Source organism: Kangiella spongicola (assembly GCF_003194565.2).
Classification (GTDB): Bacteria; Pseudomonadota; Gammaproteobacteria; order Enterobacterales; family Kangiellaceae; genus Kangiella; species Kangiella spongicola.
The window spans coordinates 218253-241896 of record NZ_QICH01000003.1 but is presented as its reverse complement, the minus strand read 5'-3'; the positions used below and the strand labels follow the sequence as shown (position 1 = coordinate 241896).

The window sequence follows — 23644 nt, the reverse complement described above, 5'->3', positions numbered from 1 at the left end:
ATATCTTTTATTGGTTGTGCAAGTCCATGACCATTGCTGAGTTCTCGACTTCCTCGGAGTCACGAGAGGACTTAGCAAGATCATTTCGTTTTTGCTCAAGCGCGTCTAAATAGTTTTTATCGATATCACCGGTAATGTATTCACCAGTGAATACCGATAAATCAAACTCTTTAATCTCAGGGTTACCCTCTTGAACCGCCTCTACCATAGCATCCACGTCCTGATAAATAATCTTATCAGCACCAATGATTTTTCCAACCTCTTCTTCAGTACGGTTGTGAGCAATAAGCTCGTCCGCAGCAGGCATATCAATACCGTATACATTAGGGTAACGTACAGGAGGTGCCGCAGATGCAAAGTATACTTTCTTCGCTCCCGCTTCGCGTGCCATTTCGATAATTTGCTCCGAGGTAGTGCCTCGAACAATCGAGTCATCGACTAACAGTACATTCTTGCCGGCAAACTCAAGATCAATAGCATTCAGCTTCTGACGCACGCTTTTCTTACGCAACTGTTGCCCTGGCATAATAAAAGTACGACCAATATAACGATTTTTAATAAAACCGTGGCGCATTTTCAGGTTCAACTCATTAGCCAACTGCATAGCAGAAGTCGTTGAGGTATCTGGTATAGGAATCACAACATCAATATCGTGATCTGGCCACTCTCTTAGAATCTTCTCTGCTAGCTTCTCGCCCATACGTAGGCGCGCTTTATAAACTGATACGTTATCAATCAAAGAGTCTGGACGTGCTAAATATACATGCTCGAAAATACATGGAGCGAAAGTGTTTTCTTCGATGCACTTCTTGGTGTGTAACTCGCCATCTTCAGAGATAAATACTGCGTGACCTGGGCCAATATCATCAATCAATTCATAGCCCAGCGCATCTAGCGCCACAGACTCTGAGGCAACCATATACTCAGTTCCAGCCTCTGTTTCACGCTTGCCATAAACTGCTGGACGAATACCGCAAGGATCGCGGAAACATAGAAGACCATGGCCGCTAATTAAAGCAACACCGGCATAAGCACCCTTACAGCGTCTGAAAACTTCGCCAACAGCTGTGAAGATATCGTCTGGGTCAAGGTGATTCTTATTAAGAGCATGTAGCTCATGCGCCAAAACATTAAGCAACACTTCCGAATCTGAGTTGGTGTTAAGGTGACGACGATCAGTTGAGAAAAGTTCAGTTTTGAGGTGGTCTGAGTTAGTCAGGTTGCCGTTATGGGCTAAGGTGATGCCGTATGGCGAGTTGACGTAAAGCGGCTGCGCTTCTGCTGAGGTTGAGCTTCCCGCTGTTGGGTATCTAACATGACCAATACCCGAGTTGCCGGTCAGCCTGCGCATATGGCGTGTATGAAACACGTCTCGCACAAGCCCGTTGTCTTTGCGTAAATACAGCTTACCTTGATCACTGGTAACTATACCGGCTGCATCTTGCCCGCGGTGTTGTAACACCGTTAAAGCGTCAAAAATACTTTGGTTAACAGGTGTTTTACCTACGATTCCAACAATACCACACATATTAATTTTGCTCGTCGTTTTTGGTTGAAGATTTAGCGTCAGATGATTCATCATCTTCGGTTGTTCGGGTGTCATCTCCGTTGATCGGCATTTCCGAGCTATCCAGTCCCTTCATTTTAATCAATGCGCCGATAGGATCTGAGTTATTACTCAGTACAGATTCTGTTTGATTATCATCGTTTGGACCGTTTTTCATTTCAGGTACCACATCACCGAGTTTTTCATAAAACCAAGCGGCGACAATTTCCATATGCGGCAGAAGGCTTGATTGATCCCACCATTTATCTTTAGGCACAGGCGTAAATTGCTTTAGGGCTAAAACGATGAGTGCGACAATTAAAACACCTCTTAAGGCGCCAAAGAACATACCTAAAAAGCGATCGGTACCGCTCATACCCGCCGCATCCACCATGCGTCCCACGAGATAATTTATAATACCGGCAACGATCAGGGTAGCAACAAATATGCCAACCCAGGACACCCCTAAGCGGATACTATTCGTCTCGATATGCTCAACAAGAAGTTCTGCAACTGGCTCATAGAACATCTTTGCTAGGAAAAATGCAGCTATCCAGCCGGCTAAGGATAAGGCTTCACGAACAAAGCCACGGAGTAGACTAATCAGCGCTGAAACGCCGATAATCGCTAAAATGACCCAATCAACCCAAATCATTAAAGAGGATGCCTCATAGAATTAAGGTGGCATTTTACCAGAGCATGACGCTTAGCGGAATAAGCGATTTGATGTTTGTCGATCATGGCCGTTAGTGGCCTTGCGGATCGAACTGCAGCACTTTAACTGCTGAGCCTACTATGCCTTGCAAAGCCTCCACACGAGACTCGGCGGCTGATTTGTCTGGGTAAGGGCCAACATAAACGCGAGAGTACTTTCCAGCATCTCTTTGATAAGCTCGATAGCCTTTGTTTCTAAGGTCAGAGACTAGGCTTGTAGCGTTTTCTTTATTTGAGAAAGAGCCGATTTGAATAACCCAAGCGGTTTCTTCAAAAGCTGGTTTTTTAACCTCTTCCTTCTCGGGCTTTACTGTCTTGGTTTTATCTTCTGAAACCTTTTCTGTGGTAGTAGGGGCTTTATCTTCTGACTGTTTAGAGCTTTCTGCCCTATCATCTTTTTTGGGCGTCACAGACTTTGTTGGCCGAGAATTATCTTGGGCTTTGGTCTTTTTAGGTATTTCTGCTTTATCAGCAATTTTAGGGGGTTCCGAAGGTTTTTCTGCTGAATCCTCAGAAATCTTATCGCTAGCCTCTGCTTCGCTCTTAGTTAGGTTTGAATCTTCAACGTCTGTTTCAGGCTTGTTAGCTTTTGTGTTGTTAGAGTTTTGATTGATATCTTTAGTGTTGCGTGCAGGCTTTTTAATAGCCTTAACCGGTTCGTCTTCGTCCAAATTAATGGTTAATGATCCGGTTTGAGCTGTGCTGGATTGCTCAGAAGACCCATCAGTACCCTGTTTTAGCACTGAATCAGTAGGAATTTGGCTTTCGATATCTTGACGATATTTCTCGCTATCAAGAATCATAGGTAGGAAAAAAACAGCTAAAGCTAAAATGACACAAGCACCGACTAGACGGTGTTTAAGTTTTATATCCACGCAAAACCTTCTTTATTCCAACGCTCAACAAAAAGCCCAACCGTTACAAATGAGCCAAAGACCACTAATGCATCCGTATCGGATAAACCAGGGCTTTGTTGGCCAGACTCGTTAAACTCTTCTAATGAAGCATAACATTTAACGTTATTTTGCGACACTTGAGGTAGGCTTTGCAACAATTCGCTGGCTTTTTTACCACGCGGGGCCGGTAAATCGAGTAAGTTCCACTGATCAACCTGCGTCATAAGCTCTAAACAACTGTTAGTATCCTTATCTTTAAGCATGCCACATAGAGCAACAATTCTTTTTATTCCCTTTTCTTTCAACTCAGCCAGCTTGGAGTTCAATAACTTCGCTGAATCTGGATTGTGCGCCACATCAACAATAATCAAGGGACTATCTGAAAGCTTCTGGAAACGCCCCATGACAGAAAGCTTCTCAAAGGCTTTATAGGTCGCAGCATAGGAAACATTTTTATTGAGCAACTCCTGCAAGCAGTAGCCGAAAGCTGTTAATGCTGCAGCCAAATTTTGCAAGTAAAGATCATTTAATGGGAGCTCATAGAAATCGAGCTCAAGTTTAGGCGAGTTATAACTCCAGTACTTGGTATCAACACTTGTGGAGTATTCGCGACCCGCTACCCACTGAATCGCACCGATAACTTCGCAAGGAGGCATTAATAAGGCTTCAGTCTCTTTATCAGCAATGACTAAAGGCTTTTCAGGACGCGCAATTCCAGCTTTTTCAACCGCAATCTGTGACAAGTCGCTACCAAGCCAGTCTTCGTGATCTAAGCCAATCGACGTAACCACAGCAACATCACAGTCGATAATATTGACCGCATCTAAACGCCCGCCTAGCCCAACTTCAAGAACTATTAAATCAACACCTTGTTGCTTGAAAATCCACAGTGCAACTAAGGTGGTAAACTCAAAGTAAGTCAGCTGAATGTCTTGTTTAGCTTGGTATACAGCCTTAAAACCTGCGCATATAAGCTCATCGCTACAATTTTCACCATTCAACTTAATGCGCTCATTAAAATGAACAAGGTGTGGTGAAGTATAACTAGCAACCGATAGTTTATGGCTTAGAGCCAGTGACTCAATAGCAGCCACTGTCGAGCCTTTGCCATTAGTACCGGCCACTGTAATTACTTTGGATGTAGGATTGGTAAGCTCCATCGCAGCTGCAACCTGCGACACACGCTCTAGGCCTAATTCGATATTATGAATCGAGTGGGCTTGCTCTAACCAAGCAAGCCACTGATTGAGATTAGAAAACTCTAAGGGGTTGTCAGAAGTTGACAAGGATTAAAATCTCTCTAAGCTCATTTATGCAGCTGGCTGCTCTATCTTTAACATCTTAGCCGCTAAAGAAGATACTTTATCACGCATATCACGGCGGTCTACAATCATATCGATAGCACCATGCTCTAACCAGAACTCACTGAGACGGAATCCTTCAGGAAGCTTTTCGCGAATAGTCTGCTCGATAACGCGTTGACCAGCAAAACCAATCAAAGCTTTAGGCTCAGCGATATGAATATCACCTAGCATCGCTAAACTCGCAGTAACACCGCCCATCGTCGGATCAGTTAATACTGTAATGTATGGCAAGCCGTGTTCAGATAGCTTAGCGAGTGCCGCACTGGTTTTAGCCATCTGCATTAACGACACTAAAGCCTCCTGCATACGGGCACCACCACTGGCAGTAAAGCAAACAAAAGCTGCACGCTTTTCAATAGCTTTATTTACAGCTCGTACAAACTTTTCACCAACCACAGAGCCCATCGAGCCGCCCATAAACTCAAAGTTAAAGGCACAAGCGACCACAGGAACACCTTTTACTGTGCCTTCAAAGGCCAATAAAGCATCATTTTCTTTAGTCTTCTTCTGTGCGCTTGAAATGCGATCTTTATACTTCTTCGAGTCGCGGAATTTCAACATATCCACAGGCTTCATATCAGGAGCGATTTCTTGACGACCATCCTTGTCCAAGAACAACTCTAGGCGCTGACGCGAAGTAAGGCGCATATGACCACTACACTTTGGACAAACGGCTTGATTACGCTCTACTTCTGCGTAATACAGCACAGCTTCACAGTTTTTGCATTTGCTCCATACGCCTTCTGGTATGGATTTTTTACGCTCACCATTAGGGTTGCGTTTAGGTAATAATCGTTCTAACCAGCTCATAATATTTTTAAGTTCGTTATGGGGTCTAAGACCCTAGCCAATTTAAGTCGTTGCATTGTAACAGGTTTCACCCCAAACGGAACAGAGTTCTGGTAGTACCACTTAGCATTATCAACTTAAGAAGCACCAAGGAAAATTGGTCCAAGAGAATGTCTAGGAAGCCCAAAATTGTCAGGATAATCAACGTCGACAAGATATAGACCATTAGGACTCGCGGTAGCTGGAGCGAGGGTTCGATCTTTAGCTTCAATCAACTCTTTAACCCACATTGCTGACTTTAAACCACGACCGACTGTGATTAATGCACCCGCAATATTTCTTACCATGTGATGCAAAAAGGCGTTAGCTTTTATATCAATAACAACGAAGTCACCGGTTCGAGTTACGTTAAGGTGCTCTATAAACCTGAATGATGTTCTCGATTGGCAACTAGCAGCTTGGAACGAAGAGAAATCTTGTTCCCCTGGAAAATATTGGCAGGCTGCGTTCATAGCATCAACATCCAGTCGTTGTCGACACCAAGTCAGACCATGATTTAGTATCGCCGGACGCGCATGAGTATTCGCAATGATATAACGATAGCGACGTGCCGTAGCACTGAATCTTGCATGAAAATCGTCGCTGACTTGGTGTGCCCAGCGCACGGCGATCGAATCTGGAAGCTGAGTATTAGCGCCCATAGTCCAAGCTTTGAGGGGGCGCTCATTATTAATCTCAAAACTTACAACTTGCCCAGTAGCATGTACGCCTGTGTCGGTTCGACCTGCGCAGTTCACTTGAACTTCTTGATCAGCTATTTTGCTCAATACTTGCTCAAGAGTTTGCTGAACAGATACAGCATGAGATTGTCTTTGCCAGCCATGATACTGGCTGCCATCGTACTCGATTCCCAACGCAAACTTCATGCTTTACTCAACTCATAGTAACTGAAATAAAAGGATTGTGGCTTACTAACAAAAACACCGGGGTTAACCCGGTGTTTTTAGGGTGAAGCACTATTTTACATGCTTGATAAAAGTTTGTCTGCTTCTTCACGTTGAGAGCTATTACCTTCAGACTTAATCTCTTCCAGAATATCTCTCGCAGCTTCGTCATCGCCAAGTTCCATGTAGGCTTTTGCCAGATCGAACTTAGTAGCGGCATCACTTTCGCTTAAGCCTGATTCGTCATCAGTATTAAAGTCTTCAGTGACATCGCTAGTCACGCTCTCATCTTCTTGTGTAACAAGCTCTTCATCATCTTGTGAATCAGTGAACTCAAGTGGGCTGTCGTCCGCAGGGCTTGTGCTCTCGGCAGTTTCAGCAACTTGCTTGTCAAAGTCTTCGAGATCAAGATCTAAACTATTATCATCACTAACCGTATCAACATCCACATCCTTACTCGATAACTCATCACTAAGATCAAGCTCTACAGGCTCGGCATTCTCATCACCGAAAATCTCGTCTTCGCTCGGCAAACTTAACTCGTCTGAAGATGAGTCCATCTGTAAGCTATTATCCTCAGGCGTAACTAGGCTCGATAGGCTAGCAACTTTTAGTCCTAAGGCTGAGTCGTGATCAAAATCTTCCGGTAATTCTTTCTTAAGTTGGAAGAATTTTTCGGACTTCTGCTGACTAGCTACTACTTCCATGAGCTTTACACGAACTTCTTGATTACTTGGCTCTGCGGCTAGCGCATCTTCCAGCACAGTTTCAGCCTCTTCTAGCTTACCTCGAGCAATTAAGATATCGGCAGTACTGATTGCATCCACCTCTTCTACTGGAGCTTTCATGCCATCGTCCCCAATGAAGGACTCACGCTTTTTCTTCGGTTTGATTTCATTAGCAGCTGTCATCATACCTAGCAAGCCGCCATCGTCTTCGACTTCCTTACTATTACGGCGATAAACGATGCCACCACCTATGAGCAGTAATAAAATCAAACCACCGCCGGTGTACAACCAGAAGTTTTCGGCTTCGTAAAATGCTTCGTCTGAATCACCAAAGCCACTTTTACTTTCAGCTTCACGAGCTGGTGATTCTTTCTTCGAACTATCTTCTGTTGAAGCAGTCTCTGTTGGCTCGTTAATTGCCAAGGATTCATCGCTAGCGCTTAAAGTATCATCGGAAGATATAGCGTCTTCGGCGATGCTAGTAGCTGGCTCATCGGCAGCGACTTGATCCGTTTCTTCTGCCGCATCTGCAGCTCCCGATAAAACAGAAAGCGTTTCATCTTCTACAGCAAAACCGTCATCAGTCGCCGTATCACTAGCTTCAAGCTCTGTACCAAACTCAGAAGTGGTATCACCAAAATCCGACTCAGTTGCACCGCTAGAATCTTCTGACTTTGCAATATCAGTAGTTGCTTCATCGTCCAACGCACTTCCGCCAGAGTCTTCTAATGAGCCCTCGTCTACGCTTGCAATGCTTAAGCGACCGCCCTGCTCTACCGTTTGTTCTTCGTTAGATTCGTCGACCGACTTACGAACGTCTAAAGGAGCTTCAGAATTCACGGTTGAACTGCGAATAGTGTTAACCGCGGCTGTTTGCGAAACATCACTTATAGCGCTACGCTCTGGAACCGCTAAAGTAGCCCCTGCCTTTAAACGGTTAATATCATTGTTAATGAACGCTTCGGGGTTATTGTGGAATATCGCCATTAAAGTTTGCTGCACTGAAACGCCTTCAGGGCGAACAGACTTAGCAATACTCCATAGAGTTTGGCCACGCTCAACTGTCCAACTGTCATCAGTAAAATCAGGCGTCGCAGCTAGGCGGCGAGTATCCTCTGAAACTTTTGTTTCCTGTTTGAGCTCTTGTGTTTTCTGTGATTCGGTTTTTGGCTGAGCTTCCGCTTTAGCAGCTGTTTCAGGGCGTGACTCTACTTTGCGCTCAACCTGCTGAGGAGTTGTAGGTTTTTTAGTCACCGTGGCTTGGCTTTGCGAACTTGGCTTTGGAGTGACTTTTGGAGCAACAGTGGCTTTCGAGAATACAGGGGGATCTAATAACAGAGTGTATTCGCGCATCAAACGCCCTTGCGCCCAGTTTAATTCAATAAGGAAATTAATGAAGGGCTCTTTGATCGGCTCGCGACTTTCTACAACAATCGCCTTCGAACCGTCGTTCTTTGTTATTATTTTAAAGAATAAAGTGTTGTGATATGCCTCACGTTGCACACCAAATTTATTGTACGCATCATAAGAAGCTAATTTTGCGCGCAAATCATCTTCACTGACGTTGTTGGAAGATAACAGCGTGATTTCAGCTTTTAGTGGTTGATTTAACCCCGATTCAGCATCGATTTTGCCAAGCCCTAATGACAATGCTGATGGGCTGATTAACGCTGCAGTTACAGCAGCTGTAGCAGCCAACTTACGAAACATAACTTTCCCCTCATTGATAAATAGTCAATAACTCTTCCCAAGTCACCGACCTAAATGTCTCAATTAAAACCAGCGAACTTATCACAGTACATACGGAAATCAGTAAGATAGGAAGTTTTATCTGCTCCGTTTTGATAAGTACTTCACAAAAACAGAGCAGAACTCTCTAAAGCTTTCCTGATATGGGCAAATTTATGCGCCATATTTAAGAATGTACTTTAACTTTTCACTCGTTAGGTACTAATTTTGCTACTATAAATAACTTTTTACAAGTATCTCTGCAATTTGAACCGTATTTAATGCAGCACCTTTACGCACATTATCCGACACAATCCACATTGCGAGACCATTTTCGATACCTACATCCTGACGAATTCGGCTGACAAAAACATCATCTTTACCGCTGGCGTGAGTCACTGGTGTGGCGTAATCAAGCTGTGACATATCGTCTACGACCGTTACACCCTCAGCTTTTTCCAGTAATTCTTTTGCCTGAACCGCAGCTAGTGGCGCACGCATTTTAATGTGTACCGCTTCAGAATGACCGTAAAACACTGGTACGCGTACAGCCGTAGGACTAACAGAAATGCTATCGTCTTCAAAGATTTTGTTAGTCTCCCACACCATTTTCATCTCTTCTTTGGTGTAGCCGTTTTCCTGCATTTCATCGATATTCGGCAAGACGTTAAAAGCAATCTGCTTATCGTAGACTTTTGCGGTCGCTTCGCGTGCATTTAACAGCTCAGCAGTTTGCTTGGCTAATTCTTCAACTGCTTTTTGCCCTGAGCCAGATACCGCCTGATACGTACAGACATTGATATGTTCAATGCCAACAGCATCTTGGATTGGTTTTAACGCCACCATCAACTGCATAGTAGAACAGTTTGGATTAGCGATAATGCCTCGGTTCTTATAATCCGCTATACGCTCAGGGTTAACTTCTGTCACCACTAACGGAATATCTTCGTCGTAACGGAACTCTGACGTGTTATCAACCACAACACAGCCAGCCTCTACAGCTTTAGGAGCATATTCACGTGAAATCGAACCGCCGGCGGAGAACAAAGCGACATCAACTTGTGAAAAGTCGAATTCAGCCAAGTTTTGAACCATCACCGACTTGCCATTAAACATTAAACGCTCACCAGCAGAGCGCTCGCTCGCCAATAAGTAAATATTATCTACAGGGAACTTGCGTTCCTCTAAAATCTCACGAATGGTTACACCAACGGCACCAGTCGCGCCGACGATTGCTATGTTTGCTTTTTCCAATGAAACACTCCTATAAAAGACACATTAAATACTTATTAATCGGTTTTAATCACTCGGTTTGGATTTCAGCTCTAAACTAGCGGCGTTTATTAAACATCATCCACAAACGAATCACGATATAACCAAAGAAACCAGCCGCCATTAGGTACAGCGCAACCTTATCCCACAACTCAGGGTCTTCGCCAACTGGGAAGAATTTGAGTAAAAAGCCAGCCGCAAAAGCGATAACGGCTAAGAAAGAAGCTGATTGCCAGCGGCGGTTTTGTTTCAGTTTTTGAATATGAGCCGCGCGCTCAAGCTGCTCTTCGGTACTACCCTTCAGTCGAGCACCACAGTGACTACAGCTTTCTGCTTTACTTGAAATTCGCTTGTTACAAACAATGCACTGAATAATTGCCATAATATAATCTCTATTAAATATTTTCTTAATTAAACCGACTCACCACTTCGGCTTTAGTCCTGTTTTAATGCCTTACTGGCGATCTCGAAAACGTCTTTCGACAACTCAGGCATCGACAAGATAACCTCTAGTTGCTGTCGCATCTTTTGTTGACGCTCGCTATCAAACTTTCGCCAGCGGTTAAAAGCCCCCGTCAATCGCGCCGAAACCTGAGGGTTTATTGCGTAAAGCGACTTAATCTGACGAGCCAAATATTCATAACCACGCCCGTCTGCGCGGTGAAACTGCCTTGGGTTAGCGCTGGTAAAGGCGCCAATCAGTGAGCGTACCTTATTCGGATTCTTTAACTCAAACGATGGATGATCCAGTAATGACTCAATCCTGTCAATGGTTTCATCAGACGGGTCGGTCGCCATAATGGATAACCATTTATTAATAACCAACTCTTCACTCTGCCACTTTTGATAGAAGTCTTCAGCCACTTTTAGCTTCTGCTCATAATTCGAATGCACAATTAGCTGTAGCGCAATGCTGGCGTCAGTCATGTTATTAGCAGTTTCTAACTGTTTTAACGCCAACTGATAGACACTATCTTTTTCGAGCGTCATTAGATAGCTCAGGCAGGTTCCACACAGAGCACGCTTCGACACTGACTCTTTGTCCTGCTCATAGTCACCCAGATGACGATTAGTCTGATAATGTAACAACCAGTCTAGCTCAAGCTTTTCGGCTAGTTGTTTCTTAAGGAAATCACGGGCTGTAATTAAGTGATCAATATTGATTGAGTTGGTTTGCTCAAGCAGTGTACTGACGCCAGGTATAGTCAAAGCCAATGACTTAAACTGCCCATCTAAAGAAGCATCATCCAGTAGATTTTTAGTGGCGCTGACAACCGAATCATCGAATCTTAGCGTTCCTCCCTTTTCTTGCTGCTCACACAAGTCGAAGATGACGCGACTGAATAGCTCTTGTCCCGCCTGCCAGCGATTGAATGAATCTGAATCATGAGCAAAGAGGAAAGTTAACTCTTTCAGTGAATAGTCGTAGTGCAACTTCACTGGCGCCGAAAAACCGCGCAAGATAGAAGGCGTCACACCCTCAGGAACATCGTCAAAAGTAACAGCTTGCTTGGCTGACTTTAAGTGCACAATATCGCCTTCAACCTTTGCAGCACCTTGCGTTAAAGGCACAGGCTTAAGCTCAATATCATTGCCAAGCGTATCTATAAGCCCGACTTTCACAGGGATATGAAACGGCTCTTTGTCTTTTTGACCCGGCGTCGCAGGACATGACTGCTTAAAATTCAAGGTTAACTGACGCTTATCCGCATCATAATCGCTCGAAACGGTTACTTCAGGCGTGCCTGCTTGCGAATACCAGCGCCTGAATTGCTGGAGATCGTAACCATTGGCATCTTCCATAGCACGCACAAAGTCTTCGCAAGTCACCGCCTCACCATCGTGACGCTCGAAATACACGTCCAAACCACGCTTGAACCCATCACGCCCTAAAAGCGTCTGGTACATTCGAATGACTTCCGCGCCTTTGTTATAAACCGTCACCGTATAGAAGTTGTTCATCTCAATATACGAATCAGGGCGGATAGGATGCGCCATTGGGCCGGCGTCTTCTGCGAACTGGTGAGAACGAATCACCTTTACATCTTCAATACGTTTTACGCCGTGATCGGTCTGATTGGCGGTAAACTCTTGATCGCGGAAGACCGTCAAACCTTCTTTTAAACTTAACTGGAACCAGTCGCGACAGGTTACGCGGTTGCCTGTCCAGTTATGAAAATATTCGTGACCAATAACTGCTTCAACGTCAATAAAATCAGTATCGGTGGCCGTGTCAGGGCTGGCTAACACGTATTTAGTATTAAATATATTAAGGCCCTTGTTCTCCATGGCCCCCATATTGAAATCACCAACAGCAACGATCATGTAAGTATCGAGGTCATACTCTAGGCCAAACACCTCCTCGTCCCACTTCATCGCCTTCTTAAGCGACTCCATAGCGTGATGGCATTGATCCAGTTTTCCTTTATCAACATAAATCTCTAGGCGAACTTCGCGCCCAGTCATCGTGGTAAAACTACTGGTCAGCAAATCATAATCGCCTGCGCACAGCGCAAACAGATAACTTGGTTTCTTAAACGGATCTTCCCACACCGCAAAGTGCTTACCACCTTCAATCTCTCCATGCTCGATACGATTACCGTTCGATAGTAAGTGTGGGAACACGTCAGCCTCAGCTTCAATGCGTACTTTGAAAATACTCATTACATCAGGGCGATCCGGGTAGAAAGTAATCTTGCTGAAGCCCTGCGCTTCACACTGCGTACAATACTTACCGCTCGATAGATACAAGCCCTCTAAGCTGGTGTTCGTGTCTGGCGAAATCTTAACTTTAGTTTTTAAAGTAAAAGACTCGGGAACATTCAGAACCTCTAAGCCACCATCAACCAACTGGTATTGCGACTCATCGAGTTCTCTATCATCAATAGCAATAGACAATAACTCCAGATCCACACCGTCTAAACACAAAGGCTCTTCGCCCGAGATATCGGCTTTACGCTGAACCGTCAGAGTTGTTTCAACAATAGTCGCGTTCGGCGCTAGATCAAACGCCAAGTAGACATCCTTAATATCGTAAGGATACGGCTTATAGTCACTACGGTAATGGACTTGAACTTCCTGTTGCGGCGCTGTCTCGCTAGCCACGCTGTCCTGATGGTTACTGCTATCGCTCATGGTGTAGTCGTTTTAACCTTTTGCTTTGAATGGATTGAATATAAGGACTGATTGTAGCAATCTTGAGATTAATTCGATATAACATAGCGCAAGAAACAAAAAAGACTCAACGGAATAACAATATCATGTGCCGATGCGCAGAACTGCCTAACGTTTTTGTAGGCAACGACGAAAATGACCCCTTTGGTGAAACCCTCACCGAACTCGAATGGGCACCGCAACGCTGGGCAACGCTCAACCAATGCCCCGAATGCCAACAACTGTGGCACATCGACATCGCCAAACAAAACGACATCGGCGTCTGCGCCAAAATAGCCAGCCAACAAGACTGGCAACAACTCGACACCACCAACCTCAAAATCCAGCTCATGGTCCAAAACCACGGCGGCATCACCAACGACACCTGCCAATGGAAACAATGCGACCAACACTGCGTCAAAGGCCTCGCCTTCTGCCCCAGTCATGCCTATTTTGAGATGGATATAAAGCAGTGATCATTGATTTCGCCACTCTGTCTGGTTTTGACTAAATTGGGCTATTCCTCTAAAGGGATTCCGTTGGTCACATCCCAATTTACGCTATAACTTTGCTTTACTCAGCTAGCTCAAAGGGACAAAATAAACCTGAAAATTAAACAATAAATTAAGGATGAAAGAGAAATGAAAACACTAGCTTTGTTCCTTGTCGTTATTAACTTAGTATCCTGTAGCTCGGAAAACACTTATCCTGATTACAAAAATAAGATTATCGGAAAATGGCGAATCAATAATCCAGGAGTACCCTATTATTACGGTGAAGCTGAGTATAAAGAAAATGGTGAAATGATTGGTTGGAGTAAGGCTATCTATCCTGATGGAGCCATTGAAGAAATTTTATTTCACGACTCCTGGAGAATAGAGGGGAATAAAATTTTTTTTTCTCCTTTAAAAAACTATGAGATAGAAGCTCTCAATAAAGGAGTTACAGATACAATAATTGATATAAACAGTAAGGAAATGATTTTGTTAAATGCTGATGGGAAAAAACTAATTAGAACGAGGGTTAAATAGCGTACTGTAGGCTGGGCAGAGTTTACGATGCCCAGCAGTAAAGGCACTGGATCCCGCGGTCGAGCGACCAACGGAAGTGCCCGTGGTTCCGCGGGATGACAATATGGGGATGCGTTACAGCGCACCATTAAAATTAACCTTCAAGACCATTCGGTGCCTCACGCCACACCGTTTACAATATTCTTGTAAGCTTATCTGTACGCCGCAGCATACCTTTCAGCCGAAAGTATTGTAACAACTCCCCTTAAAGTTAGCCGAGTAAGGAAAAGTTATAGCGTAAATTAGTAGGTGACTTTATGGAATCCCCGAAGGGGAATGCCGAGTTTGACGTCGCGTTAAGAAACCTTGACGAGCGAGGGAAATGCGAAGCATCTAACGTTTGGGGTGCCCTTTCTTTTGGTTCGTTTTCTTTGGGCATGCAAAGAAAATGAACAATAATTACTTCACGTCTATAGCAAAACAAATAATCAGACAAATAATACCAAGTTTATAGATTCTGAACCAAGTTCAGAATGACAATACTTAAGCATAGGATGGGTTAGACATCAGTCGTAACCCATCTTACGACTTTATCGACACTTCATCGAAACAAAACCATCACCATCAAGATCTAAATCACCTACTGTTCTAGCATTACAGTCTTCATCGATCCCCTTAGAGTCACAAACCTCTTTGTTGCCAGGGCTTCGCTTTGGGTCATTGTCGTCACAGTCGTCACCGCCACAATGCATCGCGGCGTAACCGTCACCATCTTTATCTTCACAAGGAACTTTACAACTTTTTTCTCGCTCAAAACATTTGCCGTCTTTTCCGCAAGGTCCAGTGCCTTGAACACACTGGCCTGAGCGACATTTTTCTTCACCATTGCAAAACACACCATCGCTACAGTCCGAATTTTTACGACATTGCACTTCAGGCGTTGCATTAGCTGCTGCTTTAAGGTCTTTTTTCGAGGCGCAGGCACAAATCCCCACTTTTAAACCACTCCTATCCCACTTTTTAATCTTCTTAGTTTTTCTGCCACAAGGACATTTTTGTGCGCTACAGCCAACACCCGTATCTTTTTTGTAATCACGGCAATACTTTATTGCCTTATCCATAGTTCCGGCTTGAGCAACTGGTGCGATGAAAAATAGAGCAATCAGGCCAAAAAGTGCTGTAATAAGCGTTGTTCCTATTAATTTATACATTGCTATTCCCTCCTACTTGGAACCGTCACAATTTTCATCGATATCATTACCCGGAATTTCTTCTTTACCTGGGTTGACTGAAACGCTCTTATCATTGCAGTCATCATCCCGAGCCGAGTAACCTCTTGGCATAGAGCAGGCATAATAAACTTTAGATGCATCACCATAACGATCAGAATCAGCGTCTAGATAAAATGGGCTGGAAACACCTTCATCCACATCCCCATCACAATCATTATCGACACCATCACACGTTTCTACGGCTCCCGGCTTAACCGATGGGTTATTATCATCACAGTCATACTGCCCTCTAAAAGCATTATTCTGACTTTGGAATGATAGATTTGTACGAGCTCTTTGGTTATTGCCTTTGGCCTGTGACTTAACCTTTAAATCATGCGCTTTAAGCTTTTTTTGATACTCAGTGTTAGACAGCATTTTGACCTGCCCTACTTTCTTAATATCTTTCAGCGCTTTTGGGTTAATGGCTTTTACGGTATTCGTACTCTTAATCCGTTGGCTTTTAATTTCATCAGCGGACTGCGCGACCTGTGGCCATGCAAAAAAGGTAGAAATAGCGATAATAGTCGCTAGAAAAGATGCTTTACTCATAGATAGTTCCCCTACACATTGATTCCAATTTCCTCTGGATGTCTCTATTATTACCACATACCAATAACTTCTTCCTATACAGCTGTCACACTAATTTCATCGGCAAACGGTACACTTGCACCTATAAACCAGACTTAAAACTGCCTATTTAAGATTAGTTTTACTTATCGAAAACGGTTTATTTCGCAATAAAACTAGTGCCAGTTTACGTTAACGTAAATCTGACTATACAAATTCGCTAAAAATACGTACAATCGGCCTCGCTAAATATTAGATTGAACCTTAGGGGACTTGTTAGATTTAGATAATAACTCTTTGAAATCTAATAACTTTAAATACAAATGATTAATCATTTATAGCCCCCTTCACCAAAGGAGAATGTAGCCTTGACGACTACAACAGTTGCTTCTTTCGAGATTAAGTATCATCAATATCTTGATGCAAATGGCAAACCTACGAAAGATATTCCAGAGTTTGCTAAAGACATGAACATTATGCGAGAGCTTTATCGTGACATGTACAAGTTACGTGTATTCGATGCCAAAGCTTATGCATTACAACGTACTGGTAAAATGGGTACCTACCCTGCCTCTTTAGGTCAGGAAGCTATCGGTATCGGTTACGGCGACGTAATGACACAAGAAGACGTGTTAATCCCGTACTACCGTTCTACAGGCGGCCTACTTAAGCATGGCGTGACCATGGAAGAAATCTTGCTCTACTGGGGCGGCGACGAAGCTGGCTCTAACTATTCAGTAGCAAAAGAAGACTTCCCTATCTGTGTACCAATTGCGAACCAAATTATTCATGCATCAGGTGTAGCTAAAGCGATTCAAATGCGCAAGCAAAAACGCGCCGTTGTGACTGAAATTGGTGAAGGTGGTACTTCTGAGGGTGATTTCTACGAAGGTATTAACGTTGCTGGCGTTTGGAACCTTGGTGTTGTGTTCTTCATCAACAATAACCAGTGGGCAATCTCTGTTCCTACGGATATCCAAACCGCTTGTGAAACTTACGCACAAAAAGCTATCGCAGCGGGTGTTGAAGGTATTCAGGTCGACGGTAACGATATCGTAGCAGTTCGTGAAGTTTCTAACTATGCCTTAGAAAAAGCGCGTAACGGTGGTGGTCCTACAGTAATCGAAGCGATTACGTATCGTTTATGTGACCACACTACCGCGGATGACGCGTCACGTTATGACGATCCAAAGGTCAAAGAAGAAGCTTGGAAAAACGAGCCAATGATTCGTTTACGCAAGTATCTTGAAGACAACAAAGCTTGGTCTGATAAAGACGAAGAAGAAATGAAAGAAAAGACTGCTAAAGAAGTTGATGCGGCGGTGAAAGCTTATGAAGCTGCTCCGAAGCCAACGCCTGAGTTGATGTTTGATCATCTTTATGCAGAACTTCCTGAAATGACAAAGCCTCAGCGTGAAGCGGCTATCAAAAGAGGTGCAAAATAATGGCGGCGATTACTTTAATTGAAGCTGTAAATGCAGCGATGGCCTATGAGCTGGATAACGATCCGGATGTGGTATTGTTCGGTGAGGACGTTGGTAAGAACGGCGGTGTATTCCGTGCCACTGACGGCCTACAAAAGAAGTTTGGTAAAGAGCGCGTTATCGATACGCCACTAGCTGAGTCGATGATTGCTGGTTTAGCGGTAGGTATGGCAGCACAAGGCATGAAGCCGATTGCAGAAATGCAGTTCATGGGCTTTATCTTCCCTGCGGTTGACCAAATCTTCTGTCACGCAGCGCGTCTACGTCATCGTACACGTGGTCGTATTACTCAGCCATTGGTTATTCGCGCACCTTATGGTGGCGGCATCCACGCGCCTGAGCACCACTCTGAGTCGACTGAAGCATTGTTCTCACACATTCCTGGCTTAAAGGTCGTGATTCCTTCGAACCCTTCTCGTGCATACGGCTTAATGCTTGCCGCAATTCGTGACCCAGATCCAGTGATCTTCCTAGAGCCAAAACGTGTTTACCGTATTGTTAAGCACGAAGTTGAAGATAATGGCGAAGAATACCCATTAGAAGCGTGTTTCGTTGACCGTGAAGGTAGCGATATTACGTTAATCTCTTGGGGTGCGATGATGCATGAAACGCTACAAGCGGCTGAGAAATTGGCGGCTGAAGGTATTGATGCAGAAGTTATCGACGTTGCAACAGTAAGCCCAATCGACATGGACACGATTTTAGAGTCAGTCGAGAAAACTGGTCGTGCTTGTATCATTCAAGAAGCGCCGAAATCAGGCTCTGTCGGCTCTGAAATTGCTGCTGAAATTGCCGAGAAAGGCATCTTGAATCTATTAGCGCCAATCGGTCGCGTTTCAGGCTACGACACAGTTATGCCATACTATCGTTTAGAAAAACAATATATGCCAACCGTCGACCGTATTCTTGACGAAGTGCGTACGATTATGGAGTACAAATGAAACAGTTCAATTTACCCGATTTAGGCGAAGGTTTACCGGATGCGGAAATCGTTCGCTGGTTAGTTAAAGAAGGCGATACCGTAACTGTTGATCAACCGATGGTTGAAATGGAAACTGCTAAGGCTGTGGTCGAAGTGCCCTCGCCTTACGCTGGTCGTATCGCAAAATTGCATGGCCAAGAAGGCGATGTGATTAATACTGGTGACTTACTGGTAAGCTTTGGCGACGGTGCTGTTGCTGAAGATGACGCTTCTGACGAAGCCCCTGCAGAACAAAACGCTCCAGAGCAAAGCTCTGAAGCTTCTTCTGACGATGTCGTAGGCGATACATTCTTACTACCAGATCTTGGCGAAGGTTTGCCGGATGCGGAAATCGTTCGCTGGTTGGTTAAAGAAGGCGATACGGTCGCTGTCGATCAGCCAATCGTTGAGATGGAAACCGCTAAAGCCGTGGTCGAAGTCCCTTCACCATTTGCGGCGAAAGTGACAAAGTTTTACGGCCAGCCTGGTGATGTTATCAACACTGGCGATCCACTGATTGAGTTTGGTGGTTCTGGTTCTAGTTCTGGCTCGACAAAAGCAGCGCCTAAAAAAGAAGCTGGCGAAGAGAAACGTGCAGACAGCGGTACAGTTGTAGGTGCTGTAGAAGTTGGCAACAACGTTGTTGCTGAGACGACTAACTCAGTGGTTAAAGCACTTGCTCGTAAGCTTAAAGTCGACCTGACGCAAGTTACTGGTACGGGTAAAGACGGTGCAATTACGCAAAAAGATGTGCGTGAAGCAGCGAAAAACGGTACTGGTTCTGCTAAAGCTGAAGCCGCTCCTGTGGCACAGCAAGAGTCTGGTTTTGATACGAGCAATCCGCTAGCTTATAAAGCATCACCTGCAGTTCGTGCTCTAGCACGTAAACTTGGTGTTGATTTAGGCAATTGCCAGGCTTCGGGTCGCAAAGGTTCGATTACTCGTGCTGATGTTGAAAATGCTTCTAAAGGCGCTTCGGCTCCAGCTGCTAGTCAAACAGCACAGCCAAAGGCCAGCTCTTCAACAAGCTCAACACCTTCAAGCACTGGTGGCTTACCTACGATTAACGTCGAAGTTAAACCTGAAACAGTTCGTGGCGTACGTCGTGCGATGGCGATGGGCATGGCGCACTCACACTCAACAGTCGTTCCGACTACGTTGGTTGAAGATGTGGACATTTCCGCATGGCCAAAAGGTACTGACTCTCTAGCGCGTTATGTTCGTGCCTTGGTTACAGCTGCTAAAGCTGTTCCAGCAGTAAACGCCTGGTTCGACGGTGAGAAGTTTGAGCGCCTATTACACCCTAACGTTAATGTTGGTATCGCGGTAGACTCAGGCGACGGCTTATACGTTCCAGTGGTTCATAACGCCGATCGCATGAGCATGACTGACGTACGTGCGCGTGTTCAAGATCTACGCCAAAAGATTGAAACCAAATCGTTGAAACAGGACGATCAGCAAAACGCTACGATTACCCTGTCGAACTTTGGTTCGATTGCAGGCCGTTACGGCACACCAGTAGTATCGCCACCACAGGTCGCGATTTTAGGTACTGGTCGATTCCGTAACGAATTGAAGCTAACTGATAAAGGCATCACTAACGCAAAAATGTTGCCGCTATCGCTAACCTTCGACCACCGCGCTTGTACTGGCGGCGAAGCAGCTCGCTTCTTAGCAGCTGTGATGGAAGACCTACAAAAAGCTCAGTAAACCTATAGTTTCTAGCTTTAAAGAAAGCGCGTCACTTCACGGTGTCGCGCTTTTTTATTGTATTCTTAAATCCAGAAATATTTCAAAACATTTCAATCCTAGCGCAAGCCTCTCCCCTTTGCTATTCTCAGTCGGTTAATAAATAAAAATGGAGTCATTATATGAACAAAAGATTGATTTCGAGCCTGGTAATTGGTTCGGTTGCGTCTATCGGAGTTATGGCACAAAGCATGGCGAAAGAAACTAAAAGTACACAAAACGTCGATGATCCTTATATCTGGTTAGAAGATGTTGGTGGCGAAAAAGCTTTAGAGTGGGTCGAGAAGCAAAATGACAAGTCACTGAGCTATCTAAAGTCTAAACCTCTTTACAAAGAACTTTATGAGAAAAACCTTGAGGTTTACAACTCAGACGAGCGTATTCCGTACGTTGGTCAGATGGGTGACTACTTCTATAACTTCTGGCGTGACGACGAGAACCCTCGTGGCTTATGGCGTCGCACGACTTTAGAAGAGTACAAAAAAGAAAGTCCTAAGTGGGAAATTATCCTTAACTTGGATGATCTTGCGGAAAAAGAAGGCGAAAACTGGGTTTATAAAGGTTCAAACTGTTTATACCCAACTTTTGATCGCTGTTTGATTAACCTGTCTCGTGGTGGCGCTGATGCTACAGTCGTTCGTGAGTTTGATATCGAGTCTAAAAGCTTTGTTAAAGACGGCTTCCAATTACCTGAAGCCAAGAGCAACCTAAGCTGGATCGATAAAGATACGGTTTATGTAGGCACTGATTTCGGCGACGGTAGTATGACCGACTCAGGTTACCCTCGTGTAACCAAACTTTGGAAGCGTGGCGAACCACTCGAAAAAGCTCAAACCATATTCGAGGGTAACAAAACTGACGTTTCAGTTGGCGCTTATGTTTCGCACGACGGCGATGAGAAATACAAAATTGTTTATCAAGGCCTCGACTTTTACTCGCGCGAGTATTACCTCGTCACAGACAAGGGCTTAGTCAAGTTAGATCGCCCTATCGACAGTTCAATCAGCGGCATTATCAAAGGCCAATTATTGCTAGAGCTTAAGTCGGACTGGACGATTGGTGACAAGACCTACAAGCAAGCATCGTTGCTTTCAATCGATATTGATGACTTTGTGGCGGGCAAAAAGAGCTTTACCGAAGTATTAGTTCCAGATGCACATACGTCAATCGCTGGCGTTTCGAGCACCAAGGACCATGTGTTAATCACGACCTTAAAAGATGTGAGTAGCGAGTTATACCGTTACACCTTTAAAGATGGCAAGTGGACAAACGAAAAAGTCGACATGCCAGAGCTAGGTACTTTATCAGTAACTGGCACTAGCGATGAGCACAATAACTTCTTCATCAACTACCAGAACTTCTTAACGCCAAGCAGTTTGTATTATTTTGATGATGCTAAAGACTCAGCGAGCGTTCTTAAAAGCTTGCCTGCTTTCTTCGATGCTTCACCCTATAAAGTTGAGCAAAAGTTCGCAAAAGCTGAAGATGGCACGCAAGTCCCTTATTTCTTAGTGATGGCAAAAGATACGAAGCTTAACGGCAAAAACCCTACATTATTGTATGGTTATGGTGGTTTTGAAGTGTCACTTCGCCCAAGTTATTCGGCGACTATCGGTATTGATTGGCTAGAGCAAGGTGGCGTTTATGCGCTAGCCAATATTCGCGGTGGTGGCGAGTATGGCCCAGCGTGGCACCAAGCAGCGTTAAAGAAAAACCGACATATCGCCTTCACAGACTTTATCACGGTTGCTGAAGACTTAATTGAACGCAAAGTAACCGACAAAAAACACCTTGGTATTCGTGGTGGTAGTAACGGCGGTCTTCTAGTTGGCACCGTTGCAACAATGCGTCCAGACCTTTATGAAGCGGTCGTTTGCCAAGTTCCTTTACTTGATATGAAACGTTTCAACCAGTTATTAGCTGGCGCAAGCTGGATGGGCGAGTACGGTAACCCTGATAATGAAGACGAGTGGAACTACATTAAGAGCTATTCGCCTTATCACAACGTACACAAAGACGTTGATTATCCAAAAATCTTCTTCACTACCTCGACACGTGATGATCGCGTACACCCTGCCCACGCGCGTAAGATGGTAGCTAAGATGATGGAACAAGGCCATGACCTACTCTATTATGAAAACACAGAAGGTGGCCACGGTGGCGCAGCCAACAACGAGCAGTCTGCTAAGTTAAATGCGTTAATTTACACCTACTTAGTCGATCAATTAATGGACTAAACCTTTGCTATCTTTTGTCACTCTTGCTCTGGCAGGAGTGACAAGTTTCCCCTTCCACACATTCCTAGAAACTTTTTATTGCCTTTGCTATAAATTTATCGCATATTTGTGCCATGAAATTATTTTCTTGTGCTCACAAACCTTCAATCACTGCCCTTCCCGGTCAGCCCATACCCTTTTCGTTGAAAGAGGCAGGTTTGCGCACCCAAAATATTAATCACTTTGCAGTTCTAAAAAGTACAAGTAAAACTTAGCTGACGCAGTAGAGAAATACCAAAAGCCCGCAAGCCTAGCTTCGCGGGCTTTTTTTATGCCATGAATTCAAAACTTTATTAATACGCCGAACACAGCAGGAACAACTATGGATAGCTTTAACTTTAACCAATATCAGAATATCGTAATCAAGGTAGGATCATCTCTTATCGCACCAGACGGTCGCTCCTGCTCGACCCAATACTGCCTACCCCTTGCCAGCTTTATTAAAAAGTGCCAACACCTAGACAAAACCGTAACATTAGTAAGCTCAGGAGCTGTTGCCGCTGGTGTAAACACCTTAAAAATCGATCATAGCGATTTGACGCTTGCCAAAAAGCAAGCTTGTGCCGCCGTTGGTCAAGCTAAACTAATCAACCACTGGCAGCGCTTCTTTGACAATCATGTTGCGCAATTACTTTTAACCGCCGACGATATAAAACACCCAAAACGTCACCAGAACGCTCGAAAAACAATAGAACAGCTACATCAATACGCAATTTTGCCAATCGTTAACGAAAACGACACAGTCGCCACTGCCGAGCTAAAGTTTGGTGACAACGACAACCTAGCTGCGCAAGTCGCCACGTTAATCAACGCAGACTTACTCATTATCTGTAGCGATGTCGATGGCGTTTATAACGACAATCCACACCAGAACCCACAGGCAGAACTGATTCCTTATATAGAACAAATTACCGATAAAACCTTAGCTTTAGGGAAACCGACTCATAACGCCCAAGCAACCGGAGGCATGGTGACCAAACTTGGAGCAGCGCAGTTTGCTTCGAAAGCAGGTATCAACACGATCATCTGTAACGGTAAGTCTGAAGCCTACACATCATTATTAGAGCACAAAATAACTGGCACCTTTATCAGCTCAAATAAGCCATATAATCAACAAAACAAGCCAGGCATTAATATTATTAATGCATAACATAAGCTACTGTTATTCATAGGAATTTTAGAAATTGTG

Annotated in this window: 19 protein-coding genes; 6 read left to right on the top strand and 13 right to left on the bottom strand. The window is 44.3% G+C overall.

The genetic code is table 11. The features are described from left to right. Positions 1 to 7: 7 nt before the first annotated feature. The 11 genes from purF to DL796_RS09950 form a co-directional block, all read right to left on the bottom strand. Positions 8 to 1528 (bottom strand): amidophosphoribosyltransferase, encoded by a 1521-nt coding sequence (gene purF, locus DL796_RS10000; RefSeq protein ID WP_110201570.1) that lies wholly within the window; start codon positions 1526 to 1528, stop codon positions 8 to 10. Between the two features lies 1 nt (position 1529). Further along, positions 1530 to 2201 (bottom strand): CvpA family protein, encoded by a 672-nt coding sequence (locus DL796_RS09995; protein ID WP_196597998.1) that lies wholly within the window; start codon positions 2199 to 2201, stop codon positions 1530 to 1532. A gap of 91 nt (positions 2202 to 2292) precedes the next feature. Continuing rightward, complete coding sequence (locus DL796_RS09990) at positions 2293 to 3135, bottom strand: SPOR domain-containing protein (protein ID WP_110201569.1); 843 nt, start codon at positions 3133 to 3135, stop codon at positions 2293 to 2295. After that, positions 3126 to 4442, bottom strand: a complete 1317-nt coding sequence (folC, locus tag DL796_RS09985; RefSeq protein ID WP_110201568.1) for a bifunctional tetrahydrofolate synthase/dihydrofolate synthase — start codon at positions 4440 to 4442, stop codon at positions 3126 to 3128. The genes DL796_RS09990 and folC overlap by 10 nt, the downstream gene beginning before the upstream one ends. A gap of 24 nt (positions 4443 to 4466) precedes the next feature. Next, positions 4467 to 5330, bottom strand: a complete 864-nt coding sequence (gene accD, locus DL796_RS09980; RefSeq protein WP_110201567.1) for an acetyl-CoA carboxylase, carboxyltransferase subunit beta — start codon at positions 5328 to 5330, stop codon at positions 4467 to 4469. 116 nt (positions 5331 to 5446) lie between these two features. Further along, entirely contained in the window at positions 5447 to 6235 is a 789-nt protein-coding gene (gene truA, locus DL796_RS09975; protein WP_110201566.1) for a tRNA pseudouridine(38-40) synthase TruA, read from the bottom strand. A 95-nt stretch (positions 6236 to 6330) separates the two neighbouring features. Further along, the gene (locus DL796_RS09970; RefSeq protein ID WP_110201565.1) at positions 6331 to 8691 is read right to left on the bottom strand and encodes a FimV/HubP family polar landmark protein; all 2361 of its coding nucleotides are present in this window, start codon (positions 8689 to 8691) and stop codon (positions 6331 to 6333) included. A 252-nt stretch (positions 8692 to 8943) separates the two neighbouring features. Beyond that, positions 8944 to 9963 (bottom strand): aspartate-semialdehyde dehydrogenase, encoded by a 1020-nt coding sequence (locus DL796_RS09965; RefSeq protein WP_110201564.1) that lies wholly within the window; start codon positions 9961 to 9963, stop codon positions 8944 to 8946. 76 nt (positions 9964 to 10039) lie between these two features. After that, on the bottom strand, positions 10040 to 10363 hold the full coding sequence (locus tag DL796_RS09960) for a hypothetical protein (protein WP_110201563.1): 324 nt from the start codon (positions 10361 to 10363) through the stop codon (positions 10040 to 10042). A gap of 53 nt (positions 10364 to 10416) precedes the next feature. After that, positions 10417 to 13116 (bottom strand): aminopeptidase N, encoded by a 2700-nt coding sequence (pepN, locus tag DL796_RS09955; RefSeq protein WP_110201562.1) that lies wholly within the window; start codon positions 13114 to 13116, stop codon positions 10417 to 10419. Between the two features lie 68 nt (positions 13117 to 13184). Then, a complete protein-coding gene (locus DL796_RS09950) occupies positions 13185 to 13580 on the bottom strand; it encodes a hypothetical protein (RefSeq protein ID WP_170114248.1) in 396 nt (131 codons plus the stop codon). 195 nt (positions 13581 to 13775) lie between these two features. On the opposite strand from DL796_RS09950, the gene DL796_RS09945 reads away from it, so the two are divergent. Further along, positions 13776 to 14165 carry a hypothetical protein gene (locus tag DL796_RS09945; RefSeq protein ID WP_110201560.1) on the top strand — a complete coding sequence of 130 codons (390 nt, stop codon included), beginning with the start codon at positions 13776 to 13778 and terminating at the stop codon, positions 14163 to 14165. A gap of 569 nt (positions 14166 to 14734) precedes the next feature. Here the strand turns inward: DL796_RS09945 and DL796_RS09940 are convergent. Further along, positions 14735 to 15355, bottom strand: coding sequence for a MopE-related protein (locus DL796_RS09940; RefSeq protein ID WP_110201559.1), 621 nt, complete (start codon positions 15353 to 15355; stop codon positions 14735 to 14737). A 12-nt stretch (positions 15356 to 15367) separates the two neighbouring features. Further along, positions 15368 to 15967, bottom strand: a complete 600-nt coding sequence (locus tag DL796_RS09935; protein WP_110201558.1) for a putative metal-binding motif-containing protein — start codon at positions 15965 to 15967, stop codon at positions 15368 to 15370. A 386-nt stretch (positions 15968 to 16353) separates the two neighbouring features. Here DL796_RS09935 and pdhA point away from each other — a divergent pair, with 386 nt between their 5' ends. The 5 genes from pdhA (at position 16354) to proB (ending at position 23605) form a co-directional block, all read left to right on the top strand. Then, positions 16354 to 17430, top strand: a complete 1077-nt coding sequence (gene pdhA, locus DL796_RS09930) for a pyruvate dehydrogenase (acetyl-transferring) E1 component subunit alpha (protein WP_110201557.1) — start codon at positions 16354 to 16356, stop codon at positions 17428 to 17430. Continuing rightward, positions 17430 to 18410 carry an alpha-ketoacid dehydrogenase subunit beta gene (locus tag DL796_RS09925; protein ID WP_110201556.1) on the top strand — a complete coding sequence of 327 codons (981 nt, stop codon included), beginning with the start codon at positions 17430 to 17432 and terminating at the stop codon, positions 18408 to 18410. The genes pdhA and DL796_RS09925 overlap by 1 nt, the downstream gene beginning before the upstream one ends. After that, on the top strand, positions 18407 to 20140 hold the full coding sequence (locus tag DL796_RS09920; protein ID WP_110201555.1) for a 2-oxo acid dehydrogenase subunit E2: 1734 nt from the start codon (positions 18407 to 18409) through the stop codon (positions 20138 to 20140). Before DL796_RS09925 ends, DL796_RS09920 begins: the two co-directional genes overlap by 4 nt. Before the next feature lie 161 nt (positions 20141 to 20301). Then, positions 20302 to 22416, top strand: a complete 2115-nt coding sequence (locus DL796_RS09915; RefSeq protein ID WP_110201554.1) for a prolyl oligopeptidase family serine peptidase — start codon at positions 20302 to 20304, stop codon at positions 22414 to 22416. A 361-nt stretch (positions 22417 to 22777) separates the two neighbouring features. Next, on the top strand, positions 22778 to 23605 hold the full coding sequence (gene proB, locus DL796_RS09910; RefSeq protein ID WP_110201553.1) for a glutamate 5-kinase: 828 nt from the start codon (positions 22778 to 22780) through the stop codon (positions 23603 to 23605). Positions 23606 to 23644: the final 39 nt, after the last annotated feature.